The sequence below is a fragment of the Bradyrhizobium iriomotense genome, from assembly GCF_018129405.1.
GTDB classification, from domain to species: domain Bacteria; phylum Pseudomonadota; class Alphaproteobacteria; order Rhizobiales; family Xanthobacteraceae; genus Bradyrhizobium; species Bradyrhizobium iriomotense_B.
Map to the genome: position 1 here is coordinate 1 of NZ_JAFCLP010000005.1, position 16,781 is coordinate 16,781.

Below are 16,781 nucleotides of genomic sequence, written 5' to 3' on the forward strand. Positions count from 1 at the left end.
GGCTACGAGATTCACACATTTCGGAGGCTCCAACCATGCTTGATGGCGTGGAACTGGGTGAGGCCTCTGATCATGACGATGGGGCCCGGCTTTCCGTAATAGCCGGTCCAGCCACCGAGCCTTGCGAAGACCCAGGCGGCGTAGGCGAGCGAGCCTTTGGGATGCGGGTTCTTCTGCTTGGCGGTCTTGCCTTCGAGAGTTTGGCAGACACGCTCCAAGACAGGCTGGTCGTCGGGATCGAAGACATCACGGAGTGGGCGCTTGGCTTCGCCCTCACGCTCGGCGACGAGCTGCATCACCTTGATCGCAGCGATCAGAATGACCGTGACGAGCTTTTCGAGCGGTCCGTCCTGCTCCTGCCGCAAGGCTTCGACGTCGAAGCCCTTGGTCTTCATCGTGCGGAACAGTTGTTCGATGGTCCAGCGCAAACGATAAAAGCCGATGATCCGGCGCGCGTCGGCGATGTCGTTGACCTGATGGGTGGTGAGCAGGAACCACAACGCCGGCTCTTCGCCTGCGGGAGGATCGATCTCGCGGCCGATGACGAGTGTCACGCTGATGGCCGCGGGCAGCCCGCCGTTGGCCGCGCGATGTTTCGGCCGCTTGATCTCCACCTTGCCAAACCTGATGGACAACTCGGCCTTGCGGGCTTTCCGGCCGGGTGTGGCCGGCAATTCCACCGTCATGCGGCCAGCTTCGGCCCACGTCTCGGCCTTGGAGAACAGCAAGTCTCCATCGACGAGGCTGCGGTCCTGAGCGGCGCGCACCAGCTTCTCCACATTGGCCGGCTTGAAGGCGAAGCATTCGTAGATGTCGCCTTCGCGATCCTCGACGACCGTGACACAGGTCGCGCCAGCCTGCGCCAAGGCACTGGCGCTCTCGGCGCCGGACAACCAGCGCCGGCTGTCCTTCTGTTCGAATGTCTTTTGCCCGCGCTTCTCGCGTTCGCCGCCCTGGCGCGTCAGAAAGAGGTTGTCGACAAGCCCAAGTGTTGCCCCCGTATTGGCGTCCACCGCGATGACAGGGTGAAAGGACAGCCCCACGCCTTTCTCGTCCACCCGCAGGGCCGAGGTGTCCTGAATGGCGAGCACGTGCCGCCCGCCAACCTGACCACAGGTGCGCGCCCGCGCCGCCGAGATCATCGCGCTGAGCGTCACCTTGGGATTGTGCAGGAACCGCGTAATCCGCATCTCGCCGGCGCGGTCGCCGCCCAGCCGCCTGACGCTGACACCCCCGCCGCCGTACCCAACAAGGCGCCTATACAAAAAGGCCCCCCTTTTGCCAGGCGCTCGTCCCCAAATGCTCCCAGGCTCAGCTCCATCGTTCCCTCCCGTGTGCGAATCTTGCCCATAGAGAGTCAGCTTCCGAGCCCGGCCACAAGCCTTCCGAGAAGTGTGAATGTCGTAGCCCGCAAGGGGAGAGGGTTTGTACCGTCTGCGCGGCACGCCTACTCGTGCCGGTGCCCGTGCTTGCGCGCTTTCACCTGCTTGCCCTCGCCGGTCGGAATCATCACCACGCGGCCGTAGCGCACGCCGCGTTCGGCGATGATGTGGTCGGCGAAATGCCTGACCTCATCGGCGGCGCCGCGCAGTGCCGTCATCTCCATGCAATTGTTGTCGTCGAGGTGGACGTGCAGCGTCGCCAGCGCGAGGTCGTGATGGCCGTGGAATTCCTGCACCAGCCGTTTCGACAGATCGCGCGCGGCGTGGTCGTAGACATAGACGAGACCGGCGACGCATTGGCCGGTCTGCGCCGTGTCCTCGGTGCTCTGCTGCAGGCCGGCGCGCGCGAGGTCGCGAATGATCTCGGAGCGGTTCTGGTAGCCACGCGCCTCCGCCGCGGCGTCGATCTCCGCCAGGAGGTCGTCCTCGATCGTGATCGTTATCCGCTGCATCAGGTCCTCTCCGCGTCTTGCCCAATCCGTTACTGCGTAGCCCGGATGGAGCGCAGCGCAATCCGGGACAGTGCCGGCATGCTAGCAGAACCCGGATTTCGCTGCGCTCCATCCGGGCTACGATTTTAACTTGCTTGTCTCACAGCCGCGTCGCGCGAAGCCGCAGCGCGTTGCCGACCACGCTCACCGAGGACAGCGCCATCGCCGCCGCCGCGATGATCGGGGAGAGCAGCAGGCCGAAGGTCGGATAGAGGATGCCGGCCGCAATCGGAATGCCGGCGGCATTGTAGATGAAGGCGAAGAACAGGTTCTGGCGGATGTTGCTCATCGTCGCCTGCGACAGTTTTCGCGCGCGGACGATGCCGACCAGATCGCCCTTGAGCAGGGTGACGCCGGCGCTTTCCATCGCCACGTCCGTGCCGGTGCCCATGGCGATCCCGACCTCGGCGGCAGCCAGCGCCGGGGCGTCGTTGACGCCATCGCCGGCCATCGCGACGCTGCGGCCGGCCTTTTGCAGCTTGGTCACCACCGCGCTCTTCTGGTCGGGCAGCACCTCGGCCTCGACCTCGGCGATGCCGAGCCGGCGCGCCACGGCCTCTGCCGTCGTGCGATTGTCGCCGGTCAGCATGATCACCTTGATGCCTTCGTCGGCCAGCGCCTTCAGCGCCTCCGGCGTCGAGGCCTTGACGGGATCGGCGATCGCGAACAGGCCGGCGAGCCGGCCGTCGACGGCCATGTTGATCACGGTCGCGCCATCGCCGCGCAGCCGTTCGGCCTCCGTGTCGAGCGTCCTGGTATCGATGCCGATCGACGACAGATATCTGGCATTGCCGAGCACGACGGTCTTGCCGTCGACCTTGCCGGTCGCACCCTTGCCCGTCGGCGAATCGAACTGCTCGACCTGGCCGAGCGCGAGCTGCTTCTCCTTCGCCGCGCGCACGATGGCGTCGGCCAGGGGATGCTCGCTGGCGCGCTCGACGGTGGCGGCAATGCGCAGGATGTCGTCTTCCGCAAAGCCGGACGCGGGCACGATTCCGACCACCTTGGGCTTGCCCTCGGTCAGTGTGCCGGTCTTGTCGACCACCAGCGTGTCGATCTTCTCCATCCGCTCCAGCGCCTCGGCGTTCTTGATCAGCACGCCGCCTTGCGCACCTCGCCCGACGCCGACCATGATCGACATCGGGGTCGCAAGGCCCAGCGCACAGGGACAGGCGATGATCAGCACGCTGACGGCGGCGACGAGGCCGAAGGCGAGCCGCGGCTCCGGTCCGAACCAGGCCCATGCGGCAAAGGCGGCGACGGCGACGACGATCACGGCCGGCACGAACCAGCCGGCGACCTGGTCGGCCAGGCGCTGGATCGGCGCGCGCGAGCGCTGCGCATCCGCGACCATCTGCACGATCTGCGACAGCAGCGTCTCGCGCCCGACCTTGTCGGCGCGCATGATGAAGCTGCCGGACTGGTTCAGCGTGCCGGCGATGACTTTTGCGCCGGTTTCCTTGGTGACCGGCATGGATTCGCCTGTCACCAGCGACTCATCGAGCGAGGAGCGGCCTTCGAGGATGACACCGTCGACCGGCACCTTCTCGCCGGGACGAACCCGCAAGCGGTCGCCGGCATGGAGCGTGTCGATCTCGACCTCATGCTCGCTGCCGTCGGCATCGACGCGGCGCGCGGTCTTGGGCGCAAGCTGCAGCAGCGCCTTGATCGCGCCCGACGTCGCATCGCGGGCGCGCAGCTCCAGCACCTGGCCGAGCAGCACCAGCACGGTGATGACGGCCGCGGCCTCGAAATAGACCGCGACCGCGCCTTCATGCCCGCGGAACGTGGCGGGGAAGATCTGCGGCACGATGGTGCCGGCGAGGCTGTAGACATAGGCAACGCCCGTGCCCATCGCGATCAGCGTGAACATGTTGAGGTTGCGCGTCAGCAGCGACTGCCAGCCGCGGACGAAGAACGGCCAGCCGGCCCACAGCACCACCGGCGTGGCGAAGACGAGCTGGATCCAGTTCGACAGCGTCGGATCGATCCAGCTGTGCGGACCTGCGAGATGGCCGCCCATCTCCAGCACCACCGGCGGCAGCGACAGCACGCCACCGATCCAGAACCGCCGCGTCATGTCGGCCAGCTCCGGATTGGGCCCGGTCTCAAGGCTTGCGACCTCCGGCTCCAGCGCCATGCCGCAGATCGGGCAGGTGCCGGGACCGACCTGGCGGATCTCGGGATGCATCGGGCAGGTGTAGATCGTGCCTGCAGGCATCTCAGGCTCGGGTGCCTTCTGCTCCTCGTTTTTCTTGGCGAGGTATTTCGCGGGATCGGCGGCGAACTTGGCGCGGCAGCCGGCCGAGCAGAAATGAAAGGTCTCGCCGTGATGTTCGAAGTGGTGTTTTGACGTCGCGGGATCGACCGTCATGCCGCAGACGGGATCTTTGACCTTGGTCGCGTCACCGTGGTCATGGCCGTGATGATGGGCATGACCGGAATGATCGCCGTGGCCACCGCAGCACGAGGAGGCCGCGGGCTTCGCTGCCGGCGGCGCTGCTTTCGTGGAACAGCCGCATCCGGAATGCGTTTCCGCGTCGTGACGATGCTCGTGTTCGCTATTGTTCATTCCCATGCTCCGGCCTGTGCCTGGTCTTGTACTCGGGCTTGCAACCCATACCCGGTAGGGGTATATAGACGGCATGCGCAAAGACATCAAGGCATCTGTCGGAAAACGTCTCGGCCGGATCGAGGGCCAGGTTCGTGGCCTCTCGAAAATGGTAGAGGAAGACCGCTACTGCATCGACATCGTGACGCAGATCTCGGCGGTGCGCGCCGCGCTGCGCCGGGTCGAGGAGGAGGTCCTGAAGGACCACGTCGCCCATTGCGTCGAGCACGCCATCACCAGCGGCGACAAGGCCGACCAGCGCGCGAAGATCGCGGAGCTGATGGCGGTGATCGGACGGGCGGAGCGGTAGGGTGGTCGTCGCAATGACGGTGGAGAGGGACGCACGCTGTTTCCTCTAGCGTCGTCCTGGCGAAAGCCAGGACCCATACCGCGGAATCCATCGATTGCGCTCGGCAGGCGTACCGAACGACGAGTCTTCGCCAAACGACTTTCAGGGGTAATGGGTCCTGGCTTTCGCCAGGACGACGTCGGAGGACAGCGAGGTTTACGCCGCCATCACCCGCGCCCGCGCGCGGTACATCGCGAGCTCGCTCAGCAGCACGAAATGTTCGGAGAACGCGACGCCGGCCTGCGCGGGTTGCGCGTTCACTTCCGCAGCCGGAACTTCATCCGGCGCTTCTTCGTCAATCGCCTCAGGAACGAGCGGCGGCGCACGGAGCGTTTCTGGAAACACACTGAAAGTGCCCGCCACCTCCTCGAGCGGCTTTTGCTTGTCGGCCCAGTGCAGGGCGGTGTAGTCGAATCCGTTGACGATGGTCGGCTTGACCACCTCGAAATAGGGCGAGATGTCGAAGTCGCGGGGCATGTACAGCGAGGAATCGCGGATGTGCAGGATCTCGCGCCGTGCGGCGCGGCTGCCGGCCTTGGTGATCTTCGGCAGGATCGGATAGCGCACCGCGTCGAAGGCCTGCGCGATCAGCGCCGAGCAGATGATCTTGGTCGGATCGCCCGAGCCGAGCGCGATCATGCGCCGCCGCCAGCGCTGCGGCACCGGCAGCGGGAACAGGAAGCGCATCAGGTCGAGGATGTTCTTGGTGTCATAGCCGAAGCCGATGCGGTTGATCGCATAACGGCAGACCGTGGTGCGGTCCTCATGGGACAGCCCGACCGGGCGACAGACGCGGGTGTGATACGGGAAGTACTTCGACAGCGGCGCGGAGGTGACGCCTTCGCCGATATTGGCCTCGATCAGCACATGCGGCTCGCCGTTGGGCTCCACGGCGCCCTCGACCGGACCGACATAGAGCGCGGCATGCGACCAGGTCGACTGCGTCAGATATTTGATGATGCCGGAGATGCGGTTGTTGCCCTCGACCAGCAGCACGTCGCCGGGCTCGATGATGCCGCGCAGGTGCTCGGGGTCGCTGGGCGTGAACGGCTCATAGCCCGGCACCTCCTTCGAGAGGTACGCGGCAATCAGCTTGCCGACTGAATCAAGGACCGTCCCCATGTCGAACTCCCCCACAGCCTTTTGCGGCCGTCTTTTTTCCCTTCTCTATCATGGTCGAAACGTCTTGCAATTCGGTTCATCACTCTGTGAGATCAAGCACGATTGATTCACCATGATGGTTGCCGTGCAACATCAGATGCGGCAAGGTTCGCGGGCTGTTCCCGTTTGCCGCAAGTCTCCGGAAACCATGACATGACAATCACGCGCCGCGGTTTCCTTTCGGCGTCGGCGGCCCTTGCCGCCATGCCGGTCCTGCGCGCAACCGCCGCACCTCTCCCGCGCGAGGCCGACATCGTCGTGATCGGCGCGGGCGCCGCCGGCATCGCTGCGGCGCGGCGTATCATGGCGGCCAATCGCAAGGTCGTGGTGGTGGAGGCGGCCTCGCAGGTCGGCGGCCGCTGCATCACGGATACCACGACCTTCGACGTGCCGTTCGACCGCGGCGCGCGCTGGATGCACAATCCCGAGACCAATCCGATGATCCGGCTGGCGCGCAGCGCCGGGCTCGACGTGCTGCCGGCGCCGGCCGGCCAGAAGATGCGCATCGGCCGCCGCAACGCACGCGCGGGCGAGACCGAGGAATTCCTGGCGGCGTTGGTCCGCGCCAACCGCGCCATCGACGAGGCCGCGCGCGGCAAGCTCGATACGTCCTGCGCGTCCGTGCTGCCGAAGGATCTCGGCGACTGGGCCGGCGCGGCCGAGTTCATGCTGGGCGCGAGCTTTGCCGGCAAGGACTTGAAGGAGCTGTCGGCGATCGACAAGGCGCGCGCGCAGGACCGCAATGCCGCGATCGCCTGCCGCCAGGGGCTGGGCACGCTGATCACCAAGCTCGGCGAACAGGCGCCGGTCGCGCTGTCGACACCGGCGAGCCGGATCGTCTGGAGCAATCGCGACGTCAGCGTCGAGACGCAAAGCGGCAAGATCGCCGCGCGCGCCGCCATCGTCACGGTCTCGACCAACGTGCTGACATCGGGCGCGATCAAGTTCGCACCCGACATTCCCAAGCGCACGCTGGACGCGGCCTCCAAGCTCACCCTCGGCAGCTACGACCACATCGTGCTGCAGCTCCCCGGCAATCCGCTCGGCCTGTCGCGCGACGACATCCTGATCGAGCAGAGCAACTCGACGCGCACGGCGCTGATGTTTGCCAATATCGGCGGCTCATCGTTGTGCTCGATCGATGTTGGCGGCTCGTTCGGCCGCGATCTCTCCGAGCAGGGCGAGAAGGCCATGGCCGCCTTCGCGAAGGAATGGATCACAAAGCTGTTCGGCAGCGAGGCCGCGGTCGCCGTGCAGAAGACCAGCGCGACGCGCTGGAACGCCTCGCCTTACGTGATGGGCGCGATGTCGGCGTCCTCGCCCGGCGGCCAGCTCTCGCGAAAAATCCTGACCGAGCCGATCGGCAATGTGTTCCTCGCCGGCGAAGCTACCCACGAGACATTGTGGGGCACCGTCGACGGCGCCTGGGAAAGCGGCGAGCGCGCGGCAGACGCCGCCTTGCGCAAGATCGGCGCGCTCAAGGACGAGCCGGCCGACGTGCCGACGCAATCGACGAAGAAGCGGCGGGCCAAGCCGCAGAGCAATTAATTCTGTCGTCGTCCTGGACAAGCGGAGCGCCGGGCAGCGCGCAGCGCTGTCCCGTAGCGGAGCGCAGATCCAGGACCCATTACCCCAGGAAGTAGTTTGGCGACGGCTGGTGGTTACCAGTTCGCACTACAAACGCTGACCGGGGTAATGGGTCCTGGCTTTCGCCAGGACGACCCGAGATGATTTACCGCAACACGCCATCCAGCGCCGGCAGCCCAAAGATCACCGCCATCGCAATCAACGCATAGCAAATCCCGCGAAACACTTTTTCGCTGGCACGACCGAACAGCGACGCGCCGAAGGCGACGCCGAGGGCGTAGACCGGGCCGACGATCAGCGACAGCACCAGCGACTCGCGGCTGATCAGGCCGGTCGTGGCGTAGCTGATCATCGAGAACAGATCCGATGCGCCAAAGAACAGCAGGATGTTGGCGCGCGCGACGATCGGCGCGATCGGACGGCCGAGCCAGTAGCCGACGATCGGCGGGCCGCCGGTCTGTGCGAGGCCGCTGCAGAAGCCGGAGAGGCCGCCGATGCCGACCGAGAGCCAGGCGTGGTCCTTGCCGCGATAGCGCCAGCCCGACAGCAGCAGAAGCAGCAGTGCCGCAACGAAGCAGGAGATGATCCAGCGCGTGGTGACGGGTTCGAGCACGCTGAGGAAATAGGTGCCGACGGGCACGCCGATCAGCGCGCCCAGCACGATCACCGCGGTGGCCTTGCGATCGGCCTTTCGCCACGCATCCGGCAGCAGCGGCGCGGCTGCGACGAAATCGATCACCAGCAGCAGCGCGGCAACGAGCCGCGGCGCCGCGATGCTGCTCGCCAGCGGCATGAAGATCAGCGCCGAGCCGAAGCCGGAGAAGCCGCGCGCGGTGCCGGAAATGAAAGCGACGGCGCAGAGCGCCGCCGCAATGGTGAGGCTGACGTCCTTCGGGAGTAAATCCGCGAAGGTCATGCTCGATGATTTTGAAGCATGATGTTGTCCGAAAACCGCTTCACACTTTTCGGCATCATGCTCTCAACGTGCCGCCGGTCTTCTTCGTCACCTCGGCGACGATCTTCGCCGCGACGGCCTCGATCTCCTGATCGGTCAGGGTCTTCTCACGCGGTTGAAGCGTGACCGCGACCGCGATCGACTTCTTGCCATCGTCGATGCCCTTGCCCTCGTAGACGTCGAAGACGTTGACGCCGGTGATCAGCTTCTTGTCGACACCTTGCGCCGTGCGCACGATGTCGCCGGCCTTCACGCTGCGGTCGACGATGAAAGCAAAATCACGCGACACCGGCTGGAACGCCGACAGCTCGATCAGCGGCTTGGCGCGGGTCGGCTTCTTCTTCGCCTCCGGGATGCGGTCGAGGATCACCTCGAACACCATCAGCGGCCCGTCGGCGCCGAGCGCCTCGAGCGCGCGCGGATGCACCTCGCCGAAAGTGCCGAGCACATTCTGCGGCCCGATCTGGATCGTGCCGGAGCGACCCGGATGCAGCCAGGACGGTCCACCGGAGACGATCTGCAGTGCCTGCATCGGCGCGCCGGCCGCAGCCAGCACCGCCAGCGCATCGGCTTTGGCGTCGAACACATCAGCCTGTGCCGAGCCGGTCCAGTGCCGCCCGAGACCTTCGGACGAAGCAAGGCCGCGGCGCACGCCGCTCGCCGCCATGAACTGATCCTGCGGGCGATCGCCCTTGAAGACCTGGCCGACCTCGAACAGCGCCACATCGCCAAGGCCGCGATCGGCATTGGCCTGCGCCGCCGCGATCAGGCCGGCGAGCAGCGTCGGGCGCATGTCGGAGAGATCCGATGCGATCGGGTTCGCCACTTCGAGCACGCGCTGGCCGCCGCCGAACAATTCGGCTGCGGGCTTTGCGATGAACGACCAGGTGACGGCTTCGACCATGCCGCGGCTCGCCAGCGCGCGCCGCGCGCGACGGGTGCGCAGCTGCAGCGGCGTCAGCACCGGTTTGCGCGCGTCCTCGCCGCGCTCGAACGGCGTCATCGGCACCTTGTCGACGCCGAAGATGCGGACGATCTCCTCGACGATGTCGGCCTTGCCGTGCACGTCGGTGCGCCACGACGGCACCGCGACCTTCACCACCGGGCCTGGGCCCGCCATCATGAAGCCGAGATGGGTCAGGATACGCTTCATCTCGACCTGCGGCACCTCGATGCCGGAGAGCCGCTTCACCTCGGTGACCGGGAAGTCGATCACGCGGTCGTCGCCAAAGGCCTTGCCCACCACGACGTTCTCGGACGGCGCGCCGCCGCACATCTCCATCACCAGCTTGGTCGCGAGCTCGAGGCCGGGCACCATGAAGGCCGGATCGACGCCGCGCTCGAAGCGGTAGCGTGCATCGGAATTGATCCCGAGCTTGCGGCCGGTCTGGGCGATGTTGATCTCGTTCCACAGCGCCGATTCGATCAGCACGTCCGTGGTGTTCTCATCGCAGCCCGAGGCTTCGCCGCCCATGATGCCGGCGAGCGATTCAACGCCGTGCTCGTCGGCGATCACGCAAATCGCGGGATCGAGATTGTAGGTGCGGCCGTCGAGCGCCAGCAGCGTCTCGCCCTCGCGCGCGCGGCGCACGACGAGATTGCCCTTCACCTTCTTGGCGTCGAACACGTGCAGCGGGCGGGCGCGGTCGTAGGTCATGAAGTTGGTGATGTCGACCAGCGCGTTGATCGGGCGCAGCCCGATCGCGGTCAGGCGCTTCTGCAGCCATTCCGGCGACGGCCCGTTCTTCACGCCGCGCACGAGGCGGAGCGCGAAGCCCGGGCAGAGCGTGGCGTCCTCGACCGTGACCTTCACGGGACAAGGGAATTCGCCCTTGACCGGCTTGATGGTGGGGTCCTTGAACTTGCCCATGTCGGCGGCCGCGAGATCGCGTGCGATGCCGTGCACGCCGGTGCAGTCCTGCCGGTTCGGCGTCAGGTTGATCTCGACCACGGGATCGCCGAGCGCGGCCCATTCGGCATAGCCGGCGCCGATTGGTGCATCGGCCGGCAATTCCATGATGCCGTCATGGTCGTTCGAGATCTGCAGCTCGGCCGCCGAGCACAGCATGCCGCGGCTCTCGACGCCGCGGATGGTGCCGATCCCGAGCGTGATGTCCTTGCCGGGAATGTAGGTGCCGGGGGCTGAGAACACGCTGACGAGCCCCGCACGCGCATTCGGCGCGCCGCACACGACCTGCACGGGCGCACCACCGTCGCCGGTGTCGACCATGCAGACGCGCAGGCGATCCGCATTCGGATGCTGCTCGGCCGAGATCACCTTGGCGATGGTGAACGGCTTCAGCGCCTTCGCCTTGTCCTCGATGTTCTCGACCTCGAGCCCGATCATGGTGAGCTTGTCGGCGAGCTTGTCCAGCGGCTCGTCGGTCTCGAGATGGTCTTTCAGCCAGGAGAGCGTGAATTTCATTTTGCGTTCCTAGAAAACCTCGACCAGGCGGAAGCGTTCGCACATCAGCATCATGTCTTCGCGAAACTTGCCTTGCCGACCGAAATAGTTGCGATGCGCGTTGCGCCAGTAGTCGAGACTGCGATCACCTTCGCCCTCGTCGAAGGCAAAGGCCGCATCGACCTCGCCGAAGCGGCGATAGCTCACCTCGGTCGATTCGATGATGCAGCGTGGCTCTCCGCGCCCATTGAGCACGATCCAGCGTTCGCCCGGCGTCGAGGTGTTGGGTTCGTCCTCGGTCGAGCAGGTCGCGGTCTTGACGCCCCGGATCACGAGATCGAGCAACTCGTCGGCCAGAGCCGGTCCGTCGCCGAAGGCGAACGACCGCAGGCCGCGATATTGCTCCGGGACGGCGCTCAGGTTCACGTGCTCAATCCCCCCGCGAGCGTCGGGACTTCCAGCGGCTTGAAGCCGTAGTGGGACAGCCAGCGGACGTCGCTGTCGAACAGCTGGCGCAGGTCGGCGATGCCGTATTTCAGCATGGCGATGCGGTCGATGCCCATGCCCCAGGCAAAGCCCTGGTACTCGTCGGGATCGATGCCGCAGGCGCGCAGCACGTTCGGATGCACCATGCCGCAGCCGAGAATCTCCAGCCAGTCCTCGCCCTCGCCGAAGCGGATCTCGCCCTTGTCGCGGCGGCACTGGATGTCGACTTCCAGCGACGGCTCGGTGAACGGGAAGAACGAGGGCCGGAAGCGCATGTTGATGTGGTCGACCTCGAAGAACGCCTTGCAGAACTCGTGCAGGATCCATTTGAGGTGGCCGAGATGCGAGCCCTTGTCGATGACGAGGCCTTCGACCTGGTGGAATTGCGGCGTGTGGGTCGCGTCCGAATCGATGCGGTAGGTGCGGCCCGGGCAGATCACGCGGATCGGCGGCTTCTGGCTCAGCATGGTGCGCACCTGCACCGGCGAGGTGTGGGTTCTGAGCAGCATGCGCGAGCCGTCTTCCTTCGGATGGAAGAAGAACGTGTCGTGCATCTCGCGCGCCGGATGGCCTTCCGGAAAATTCAGTTTTGTGAAGTTGTAGTCGTCGGTCTCGATGTCAGGACCTTCGGCCACCGAGAATCCCATGTCGGCGAAGATCGTGGTGAGCTCGTCCCAGACCTGGCTCAGCGGATGAATGCGGCCGGCCTCAGCCGCCGCATCTCGCAGCGGAAGCGTCACGTCGATGGTCTCCGACGCGAGCCGCGCATCGAGCGCCGCCGATTTCAGCACGTCGCGCCGTGCTGCGAGCGCCTGCGTGACCTTGTCCTTGGCGAGGTTGATCGCAGCGCCTTGCGTCTTGCGCTCGTCCGGCGACATCTTGCCGAGCGTGGCAAGCAGCGCCGAGATCGAGCCCTTCTTGCCGAGGACTGCGACGCGCACCGCTTCGAGGGCGGCTTCATCGCCCGCAGTGGCGATCTGGTCGAGGATGGATGTTTCGAGCGTTGCGAGGTCGGACACAGTCAAATCCTTGGCTCTAAATTCGGCTGGGTTGTCGCCGCCCGAAGGCCGTAACGTCAAGCAAAAAGCCGGTCATTTCGGGCACATGGCCGGCTGGGTTGAACCCTGCGCGGGGACCCGGCACCAAGTGGGGATACGAGGAGACCTTTGCGATGCTGTCGAAATCCTGTCTTGCCGTTCTTCTTGCCGTCCTGGCGGTCGTCCTGCCGGTCGGAGGCACCCCTGCGCGCGCCATGGTCTGCATGGAGACATCCATGACGCTGGATGAGGTCGTCGACACCATCAACAAGCAGAAGAGCTGCGAAAGCGCGATGAAAGTGTTTCAGGATTGCCAATTGACCGCGAGCGGGGATGTCCAGCTCGGCGCCGCCGTCGAGAAGAAGTGCGAGGCGGATTTCATGCCCGGTCTCAACACGGCTCAGCAACAGGCTTACAAACGCGAGATGCGCGTCTGCGACCAGAAATACCGGAACAAGTCCGGCACCATGTATCTCTCGTTCGCAGCTTTTTGCCGGGCGGAGGTCGCCCAGCGCCACTCGCAGCGCGCGCTGAAGGCTGCGGGCCCGAAGGCCCGCTAGCGCAAGCCTCAGGCAGCCAGAGCGGCTTTGGCCTTCTCGGCGATCGCCTGGAACGCCGCGGGCTCGCTGATCGCGAGATCCGACAGCACCTTGCGGTCCACGGTGATGCCCGACTTGGCCATGCCGTCGATGAACCGGCTGTAGGTCAGGCCGAACGGACGGACGGCAGCGTTGATGCGCTGGATCCAGAGCGCGCGGAACGTCCGCTTCTTACGCTTGCGGTCGCGGAAGGCGTATTGCTGGGCCTTCTCCACGGCCGGCTTGGCGGCGCGGATGGTGTTCTTGCGGCGGCCGTAGAAACCCTTGGCGGCCTTGTAGACTTTCTTGTGCTTGGCGTGGGCGGTCACACCGCGTTTGACGCGAGACATGACGAAATCCTTCAGAGATGACTTTGGTTATCGGATTGCCGCACGGAATGCGGCAGGGATGGCAGTGATCGTGGACGCGATCAGGCGTTCGGCAAGAAGTACTTCTTGACGTTGTCGCCGTCGGTCTTGAACAGCACGCGGGTGCCGCGGAGCTGACGGATCTGCTTCTTCGTCCGCTTGATCATGCCGTGACGCTTGCCGCGCTGGGCGTGCATCACTTTGCCGGTGGCAGTCACCTTGAAGCGCTTTTTAGCGCCCGATTTGGTCTTCAGCTTGGGCATTTGGCTCTCCTAATGGCCATAGAGATCCGCCCGCGAAGGCGGCTGGCCGTCAAAAATGCTCGTTAGAGCGTTGATTGTGCTCAGGTTTTGCGGACAAGCGCGAAACCCGCACGAAACACCGCCACGGCAGCCCTTAATCAGCCGGGCGATGAAGGCTGGGCTTATGACAGAGGACGGGCCAATTGGCAACGATGAACCGTCGAAACCTGCCCGCCGACTATTGGAGGTTACCACCCTCATGTCCAAGTCTTGTCGCCTGAAGCAGGTCCAAAATGGCCCATTTCCCGCAATTTCTCCCTTCGCTGGCGGATTTCGCCCGTCCGCGCCATCTGGCGCTGTTCGCCGTGCTTGCCACGGCTGTGTTGCCGTCAACTGCCGAGGCTCGCGCCGGCGGCTATGACGGCATCTGGAACGTCACCTTCGCCACCACCCGCGGCAATTGCAGCTCGGGCTACAGCGTTCCCTTCACCGTGATCGGCGGCCGCGTCTCGTCCGCGGGCGGCGGCCGGGTCTCGGGCCGGGTCAAACGCTCCGGCGCTGTCGCCGTCCAGGTCTCGGTCGGCGCCTCCCATGCCAGCGGCGGCGGCCGGCTCGCCGGCGTGAACGGCGCCGGGTCGTGGAGGGGAATCATCTCCGGCGACCAGTGCAGCGGCACCTGGCAGGCGACGAGGACCTGACACACGAACGGCCCGCCGGAAATCCGGACGGGCCGTTGAACTCTTAAAGTTCCAGAGCGCTTGGCGTCAGCGCGGCGCCAGCACCATGACGACCTGACGGCCTTCGAACCGCGCGTCCTGCTCCACCTTGGCGAGCTCGGCGACGTCGGTCTTGATCTTGTCCAGCAGCTTGGTGCCGATCTCCTGGTGCGCCATTTCGCGGCCGCGATAGCGCAGTGTGATCTTGACCTTGTCGCCCTCTTCGAAGAACCGCTGCATCGCGCGCATCTTCACGTCGTAATCGTGATCGTCGATCATCGGGCGGAGCTTGATCTCCTTGATCTCGACGGTCTTCTGCCGCTTGCGGGCTTCCGCGGCTTTCTTCTGAGCGGAATACTTGTACTTCCCGTAGTCCATGATCTTGCAGACGGGAGGGCTGGTATTCGGCGAAATCTCGACCAGATCCATGCCAGCTTCCTGGGCCATCCGGATGGCGACGACGGTCTCGACCGTGCCTTTATTATCACCGGTCTGATCGATCAGCTGGATCTGCGCATTGCGGATATCATCATTGATGCGCGGCCCGTCTTTGCTGGCAGCGGGCGGAGCTTTATTAGGACGGCGAATGGGTGGTTCTCCAAAGTTGTGAAAGAAGCGGCTATTTTGAAGGAAGATGCGTTTGCCGGCAAGCAAGTCGCTCGTGCCCCGGTCGAAATACCCTCAAATGCGAGGCATTTTGGCCACGTCTTCCGGCACGTTGACGGACATAGACACCTTGTTTCTGTTCCGCAAGCGTCCCAAAGGGCCAATGCCGAGTCCGGCAGCGTCGCAAACAGCTCAAACCGCACAGCAAGAGTAAACGTTCCATGACCGAAGCAATTTCCGATGCCGCGCTAGATTTCATCGAATTGGGCGATGGTCCGTCCGCGCGCCGGATCGCGGTGCGCCACCGTGCCGGAAAGGGACCAGGCCTTGTCTGGCTCGGTGGTTTCAAGTCGGACATGCAGGGCGGCAAGGCCGTGGCGCTGGACGCCTGGGCCCGAGACAACGGCCGCGCGGTGGTCCGGTTCGATTATTCCGGCCACGGCGAATCCAGCGGCGATTTCGCCGACGGAACCATCGGAAGCTGGCTCGAGGACAGCGTCGCCGTGTTCGAGCGGTTCTGCGATGGCCCGCAAATCCTGATCGGCTCTTCCATGGGAGGCTGGATGGCGCTGCTGCTCGCGCGCGAGATCAAGAAGCGCAGCAGCAAGGGATCGCTGGCCGGCCTCGTGCTGATCGCGCCGGCGCCCGACTTCACCGAGGAACTGATGTGGAAGAATTTTTCGCCCGCGGTGAAGAAGGAGATCGAGACCAAAGGCTTCTGGCTGCGGCCGTCGGACTATGGCGACGGCTCGCCCTATCCGATCACGCGCAAGCTGATCGAGGAAGGGCGCAATCATCTCGTGCTCGGCAGCGCCATCGATCTCGGCTGCCCCGTCCGGATCCTGCAAGGCGCGCAGGACCCCGACGTGCCCTGGCGGCACGCGTTCGCGCTGACGCATCGCCTGCCGGCCGACGACGTCGTGCTGACCATGATCCAGGACGGCGACCACCGCTTGTCACGCCCGCAGGACATCGCACGCATTCTTGCCGCGGTGGCGGAGATCGGGTGAGGTGTTTCTCTTCCTTCTCCCCTTGCGGGAGAAGGTGGCTTCGCGAAGCGAAGCCGGATGAGGGGTTCTCTCCACGAGTCCGAATGAGAGTTGGACTCGCGGAAGCAACCCCTCACCCAAGTGAATGCGCGTCGACGAGCGGAGCTGCCCTCTCCCACAAGGGGAGAGGGCACAGCAAGAAGCACCGGGAGGCAATCCAATGACCACCACCGCCATGCTGCGCGCCTTCTGCGACGCCGTCGAGCAGCGCAACGGCCGGGCCTTCGCCGAACTGTTCACCGAGGACGGCGTCTATCACGACGTGTTCTACGGCGCCTTCGCTGGCCGCGAGAGGATCGCCGCGATGATCGACGACTGGTTCTATCGCACGGCCACCGATTTCCGCTGGGACATGCACGATCCCGTCACCGACGGCACCACGCTCTATGCGCGCTACACGTTCAGCTACAAATCGACCCTGCCCGAAGCGAACGGCGCGCGGGCGATGTTCGAGGGCGTGGCGATCATGACGCTGAAGGATGGCAGGATCGCTGGGTATCGCGAGGTCGCCAACACCGCGCCGGCTTTCGTCGACCTGAAGTTCGCGCCTGAAAGAATTGCGAAGATCGTCGCCAAGCAGGGCGCCGAGCTGAAGGCGCGGCCGGAGATGCAGCGGCACCTCATCTAGCCGTCATTCCGGGGCGCGCCACTTGGCGCGAACCCGGAATCCAGAGGTTGTTGAGCGAGATTCCGGGTTCA

17 protein-coding genes are annotated in these 16,781 nt (G+C 65.1%); 6 read left to right on the forward strand and 11 right to left on the reverse strand.

Features of this window, described 5'->3' with window-relative positions:
* Window positions 1–11 precede the first annotated feature (11 nt).
* From JQ592_RS13545 to JQ592_RS13555, 3 genes are all read right to left on the reverse strand, one after another.
* Window positions 12–1,190, reverse strand: coding sequence for an IS4 family transposase (locus JQ592_RS13545; protein ID WP_246820415.1), 1,179 nt, complete (start codon window positions 1,188–1,190; stop codon window positions 12–14).
* Between the two features lie 257 nt (window positions 1,191–1,447).
* Entirely contained in the window at window positions 1,448–1,894 is a 447-nt protein-coding gene (nikR, locus tag JQ592_RS13550; protein WP_211403355.1) for a nickel-responsive transcriptional regulator NikR, read from the reverse strand.
* A gap of 139 nt (window positions 1,895–2,033) precedes the next feature.
* On the reverse strand, window positions 2,034–4,505 hold the full coding sequence (locus tag JQ592_RS13555) for a heavy metal translocating P-type ATPase (protein WP_211403356.1): 2,472 nt from the start codon (window positions 4,503–4,505) through the stop codon (window positions 2,034–2,036).
* Between the two features lie 73 nt (window positions 4,506–4,578).
* On the opposite strand from JQ592_RS13555, the gene JQ592_RS13560 reads away from it, so the two are divergent.
* On the forward strand, window positions 4,579–4,854 hold the full coding sequence (locus JQ592_RS13560; RefSeq protein ID WP_028172468.1) for a metal-sensitive transcriptional regulator: 276 nt from the start codon (window positions 4,579–4,581) through the stop codon (window positions 4,852–4,854).
* A 195-nt stretch (window positions 4,855–5,049) separates the two neighbouring features.
* Here JQ592_RS13560 and JQ592_RS13565 read toward each other — a convergent pair whose 3' ends face one another.
* Window positions 5,050–6,015 carry a YiiX/YebB-like N1pC/P60 family cysteine hydrolase gene (locus JQ592_RS13565; RefSeq protein WP_211403357.1) on the reverse strand — a complete coding sequence of 322 codons (966 nt, stop codon included), beginning with the start codon at window positions 6,013–6,015 and terminating at the stop codon, window positions 5,050–5,052.
* Between the two features lie 192 nt (window positions 6,016–6,207).
* Here JQ592_RS13565 and JQ592_RS13570 point away from each other — a divergent pair, with 192 nt between their 5' ends.
* On the forward strand, window positions 6,208–7,602 hold the full coding sequence (locus JQ592_RS13570; RefSeq protein ID WP_211403358.1) for a flavin monoamine oxidase family protein: 1,395 nt from the start codon (window positions 6,208–6,210) through the stop codon (window positions 7,600–7,602).
* A 184-nt stretch (window positions 7,603–7,786) separates the two neighbouring features.
* Here JQ592_RS13570 and JQ592_RS13575 read toward each other — a convergent pair whose 3' ends face one another.
* Genes JQ592_RS13575 through pheS form a run of 4 tightly spaced genes read right to left on the reverse strand, consistent with a single transcriptional unit; the run spans window position 7,787 to window position 12,505 of the window.
* Window positions 7,787–8,557 (reverse strand): sulfite exporter TauE/SafE family protein, encoded by a 771-nt coding sequence (locus tag JQ592_RS13575; RefSeq protein ID WP_211403359.1) that lies wholly within the window; start codon window positions 8,555–8,557, stop codon window positions 7,787–7,789.
* Between the two features lie 55 nt (window positions 8,558–8,612).
* On the reverse strand, window positions 8,613–11,021 hold the full coding sequence (gene pheT, locus JQ592_RS13580) for a phenylalanine--tRNA ligase subunit beta (RefSeq protein ID WP_211403360.1): 2,409 nt from the start codon (window positions 11,019–11,021) through the stop codon (window positions 8,613–8,615).
* Window positions 11,022–11,030: 9 nt separating this feature from the next.
* Window positions 11,031–11,420, reverse strand: a complete 390-nt coding sequence (locus tag JQ592_RS13585; protein WP_211403621.1) for an ASCH domain-containing protein — start codon at window positions 11,418–11,420, stop codon at window positions 11,031–11,033.
* Between the two features lie 2 nt (window positions 11,421–11,422).
* Window positions 11,423–12,505 (reverse strand): phenylalanine--tRNA ligase subunit alpha, encoded by a 1,083-nt coding sequence (gene pheS, locus JQ592_RS13590; protein ID WP_211403361.1) that lies wholly within the window; start codon window positions 12,503–12,505, stop codon window positions 11,423–11,425.
* 152 nt (window positions 12,506–12,657) lie between these two features.
* Between pheS and JQ592_RS13595 the strand changes: the two genes are divergently transcribed.
* Window positions 12,658–13,083, forward strand: a complete 426-nt coding sequence (locus JQ592_RS13595) for a hypothetical protein (protein WP_211403362.1) — start codon at window positions 12,658–12,660, stop codon at window positions 13,081–13,083.
* A gap of 8 nt (window positions 13,084–13,091) precedes the next feature.
* Here JQ592_RS13595 and rplT read toward each other — a convergent pair whose 3' ends face one another.
* Entirely contained in the window at window positions 13,092–13,451 is a 360-nt protein-coding gene (gene rplT / locus JQ592_RS13600; RefSeq protein ID WP_027561620.1) for a 50S ribosomal protein L20, read from the reverse strand.
* A gap of 80 nt (window positions 13,452–13,531) precedes the next feature.
* On the reverse strand, window positions 13,532–13,732 hold the full coding sequence (rpmI, locus tag JQ592_RS13605) for a 50S ribosomal protein L35 (protein ID WP_008539890.1): 201 nt from the start codon (window positions 13,730–13,732) through the stop codon (window positions 13,532–13,534).
* Between the two features lie 272 nt (window positions 13,733–14,004).
* Here rpmI and JQ592_RS13610 point away from each other — a divergent pair, with 272 nt between their 5' ends.
* The gene (locus tag JQ592_RS13610; RefSeq protein ID WP_211403363.1) at window positions 14,005–14,409 is read left to right on the forward strand and encodes a hypothetical protein; all 405 of its coding nucleotides are present in this window, start codon (window positions 14,005–14,007) and stop codon (window positions 14,407–14,409) included.
* Window positions 14,410–14,475: 66 nt separating this feature from the next.
* Here the strand turns inward: JQ592_RS13610 and infC are convergent, their stop codons facing one another.
* Window positions 14,476–15,015, reverse strand: a complete 540-nt coding sequence (gene infC, locus JQ592_RS13615; RefSeq protein ID WP_080134054.1) for a translation initiation factor IF-3 — start codon at window positions 15,013–15,015, stop codon at window positions 14,476–14,478.
* A gap of 239 nt (window positions 15,016–15,254) precedes the next feature.
* On the opposite strand from infC, the gene JQ592_RS13620 reads away from it, so the two are divergent.
* Both JQ592_RS13620 and JQ592_RS13625 read left to right on the forward strand, forming a co-directional pair.
* A complete protein-coding gene (locus JQ592_RS13620; RefSeq protein WP_211403364.1) occupies window positions 15,255–16,043 on the forward strand; it encodes an alpha/beta hydrolase in 789 nt (262 codons plus the stop codon).
* A 199-nt stretch (window positions 16,044–16,242) separates the two neighbouring features.
* Entirely contained in the window at window positions 16,243–16,710 is a 468-nt protein-coding gene (locus JQ592_RS13625) for a nuclear transport factor 2 family protein (RefSeq protein WP_211403365.1), read from the forward strand.
* Window positions 16,711–16,781 lie beyond the last annotated feature (71 nt).

Bases quoted from the DNA above. Each gene is read 5' to 3' on its own strand.
- JQ592_RS13545 (WP_246820415.1), bottom strand. From the start codon at position 1,190: ATGCGGATTACGCGGTTCCTGCACAATCCCAAGGTGACGCTCAGCGCG.
- nikR (WP_211403355.1), bottom strand. From the start codon at position 1,894: ATGCAGCGGATAACGATCACGATCGAGGACGACCTCCTGGCGGAGATC.
- JQ592_RS13555 (WP_211403356.1), bottom strand. From the start codon at position 4,505: ATGAACAATAGCGAACACGAGCATCGTCACGACGCGGAAACGCATTCC.
- JQ592_RS13560 (WP_028172468.1), top strand. From the start codon at position 4,579: ATGCGCAAAGACATCAAGGCATCTGTCGGAAAACGTCTCGGCCGGATC.
- JQ592_RS13565 (WP_211403357.1), bottom strand. From the start codon at position 6,015: ATGGGGACGGTCCTTGATTCAGTCGGCAAGCTGATTGCCGCGTACCTC.
- JQ592_RS13570 (WP_211403358.1), top strand. From the start codon at position 6,208: ATGACAATCACGCGCCGCGGTTTCCTTTCGGCGTCGGCGGCCCTTGCC.
- JQ592_RS13575 (WP_211403359.1), bottom strand. From the start codon at position 8,557: ATGACCTTCGCGGATTTACTCCCGAAGGACGTCAGCCTCACCATTGCG.
- pheT (WP_211403360.1), bottom strand. From the start codon at position 11,021: ATGAAATTCACGCTCTCCTGGCTGAAAGACCATCTCGAGACCGACGAG.
- JQ592_RS13595 (WP_211403362.1), top strand. From the start codon at position 12,658: ATGCTGTCGAAATCCTGTCTTGCCGTTCTTCTTGCCGTCCTGGCGGTC.
- rplT (WP_027561620.1), bottom strand. From the start codon at position 13,451: ATGTCTCGCGTCAAACGCGGTGTGACCGCCCACGCCAAGCACAAGAAA.
- rpmI (WP_008539890.1), bottom strand. From the start codon at position 13,732: ATGCCCAAGCTGAAGACCAAATCGGGCGCTAAAAAGCGCTTCAAGGTG.
- JQ592_RS13610 (WP_211403363.1), top strand. From the start codon at position 14,005: ATGGCCCATTTCCCGCAATTTCTCCCTTCGCTGGCGGATTTCGCCCGT.
- JQ592_RS13620 (WP_211403364.1), top strand. From the start codon at position 15,255: ATGACCGAAGCAATTTCCGATGCCGCGCTAGATTTCATCGAATTGGGC.
- JQ592_RS13625 (WP_211403365.1), top strand. From the start codon at position 16,243: ATGACCACCACCGCCATGCTGCGCGCCTTCTGCGACGCCGTCGAGCAG.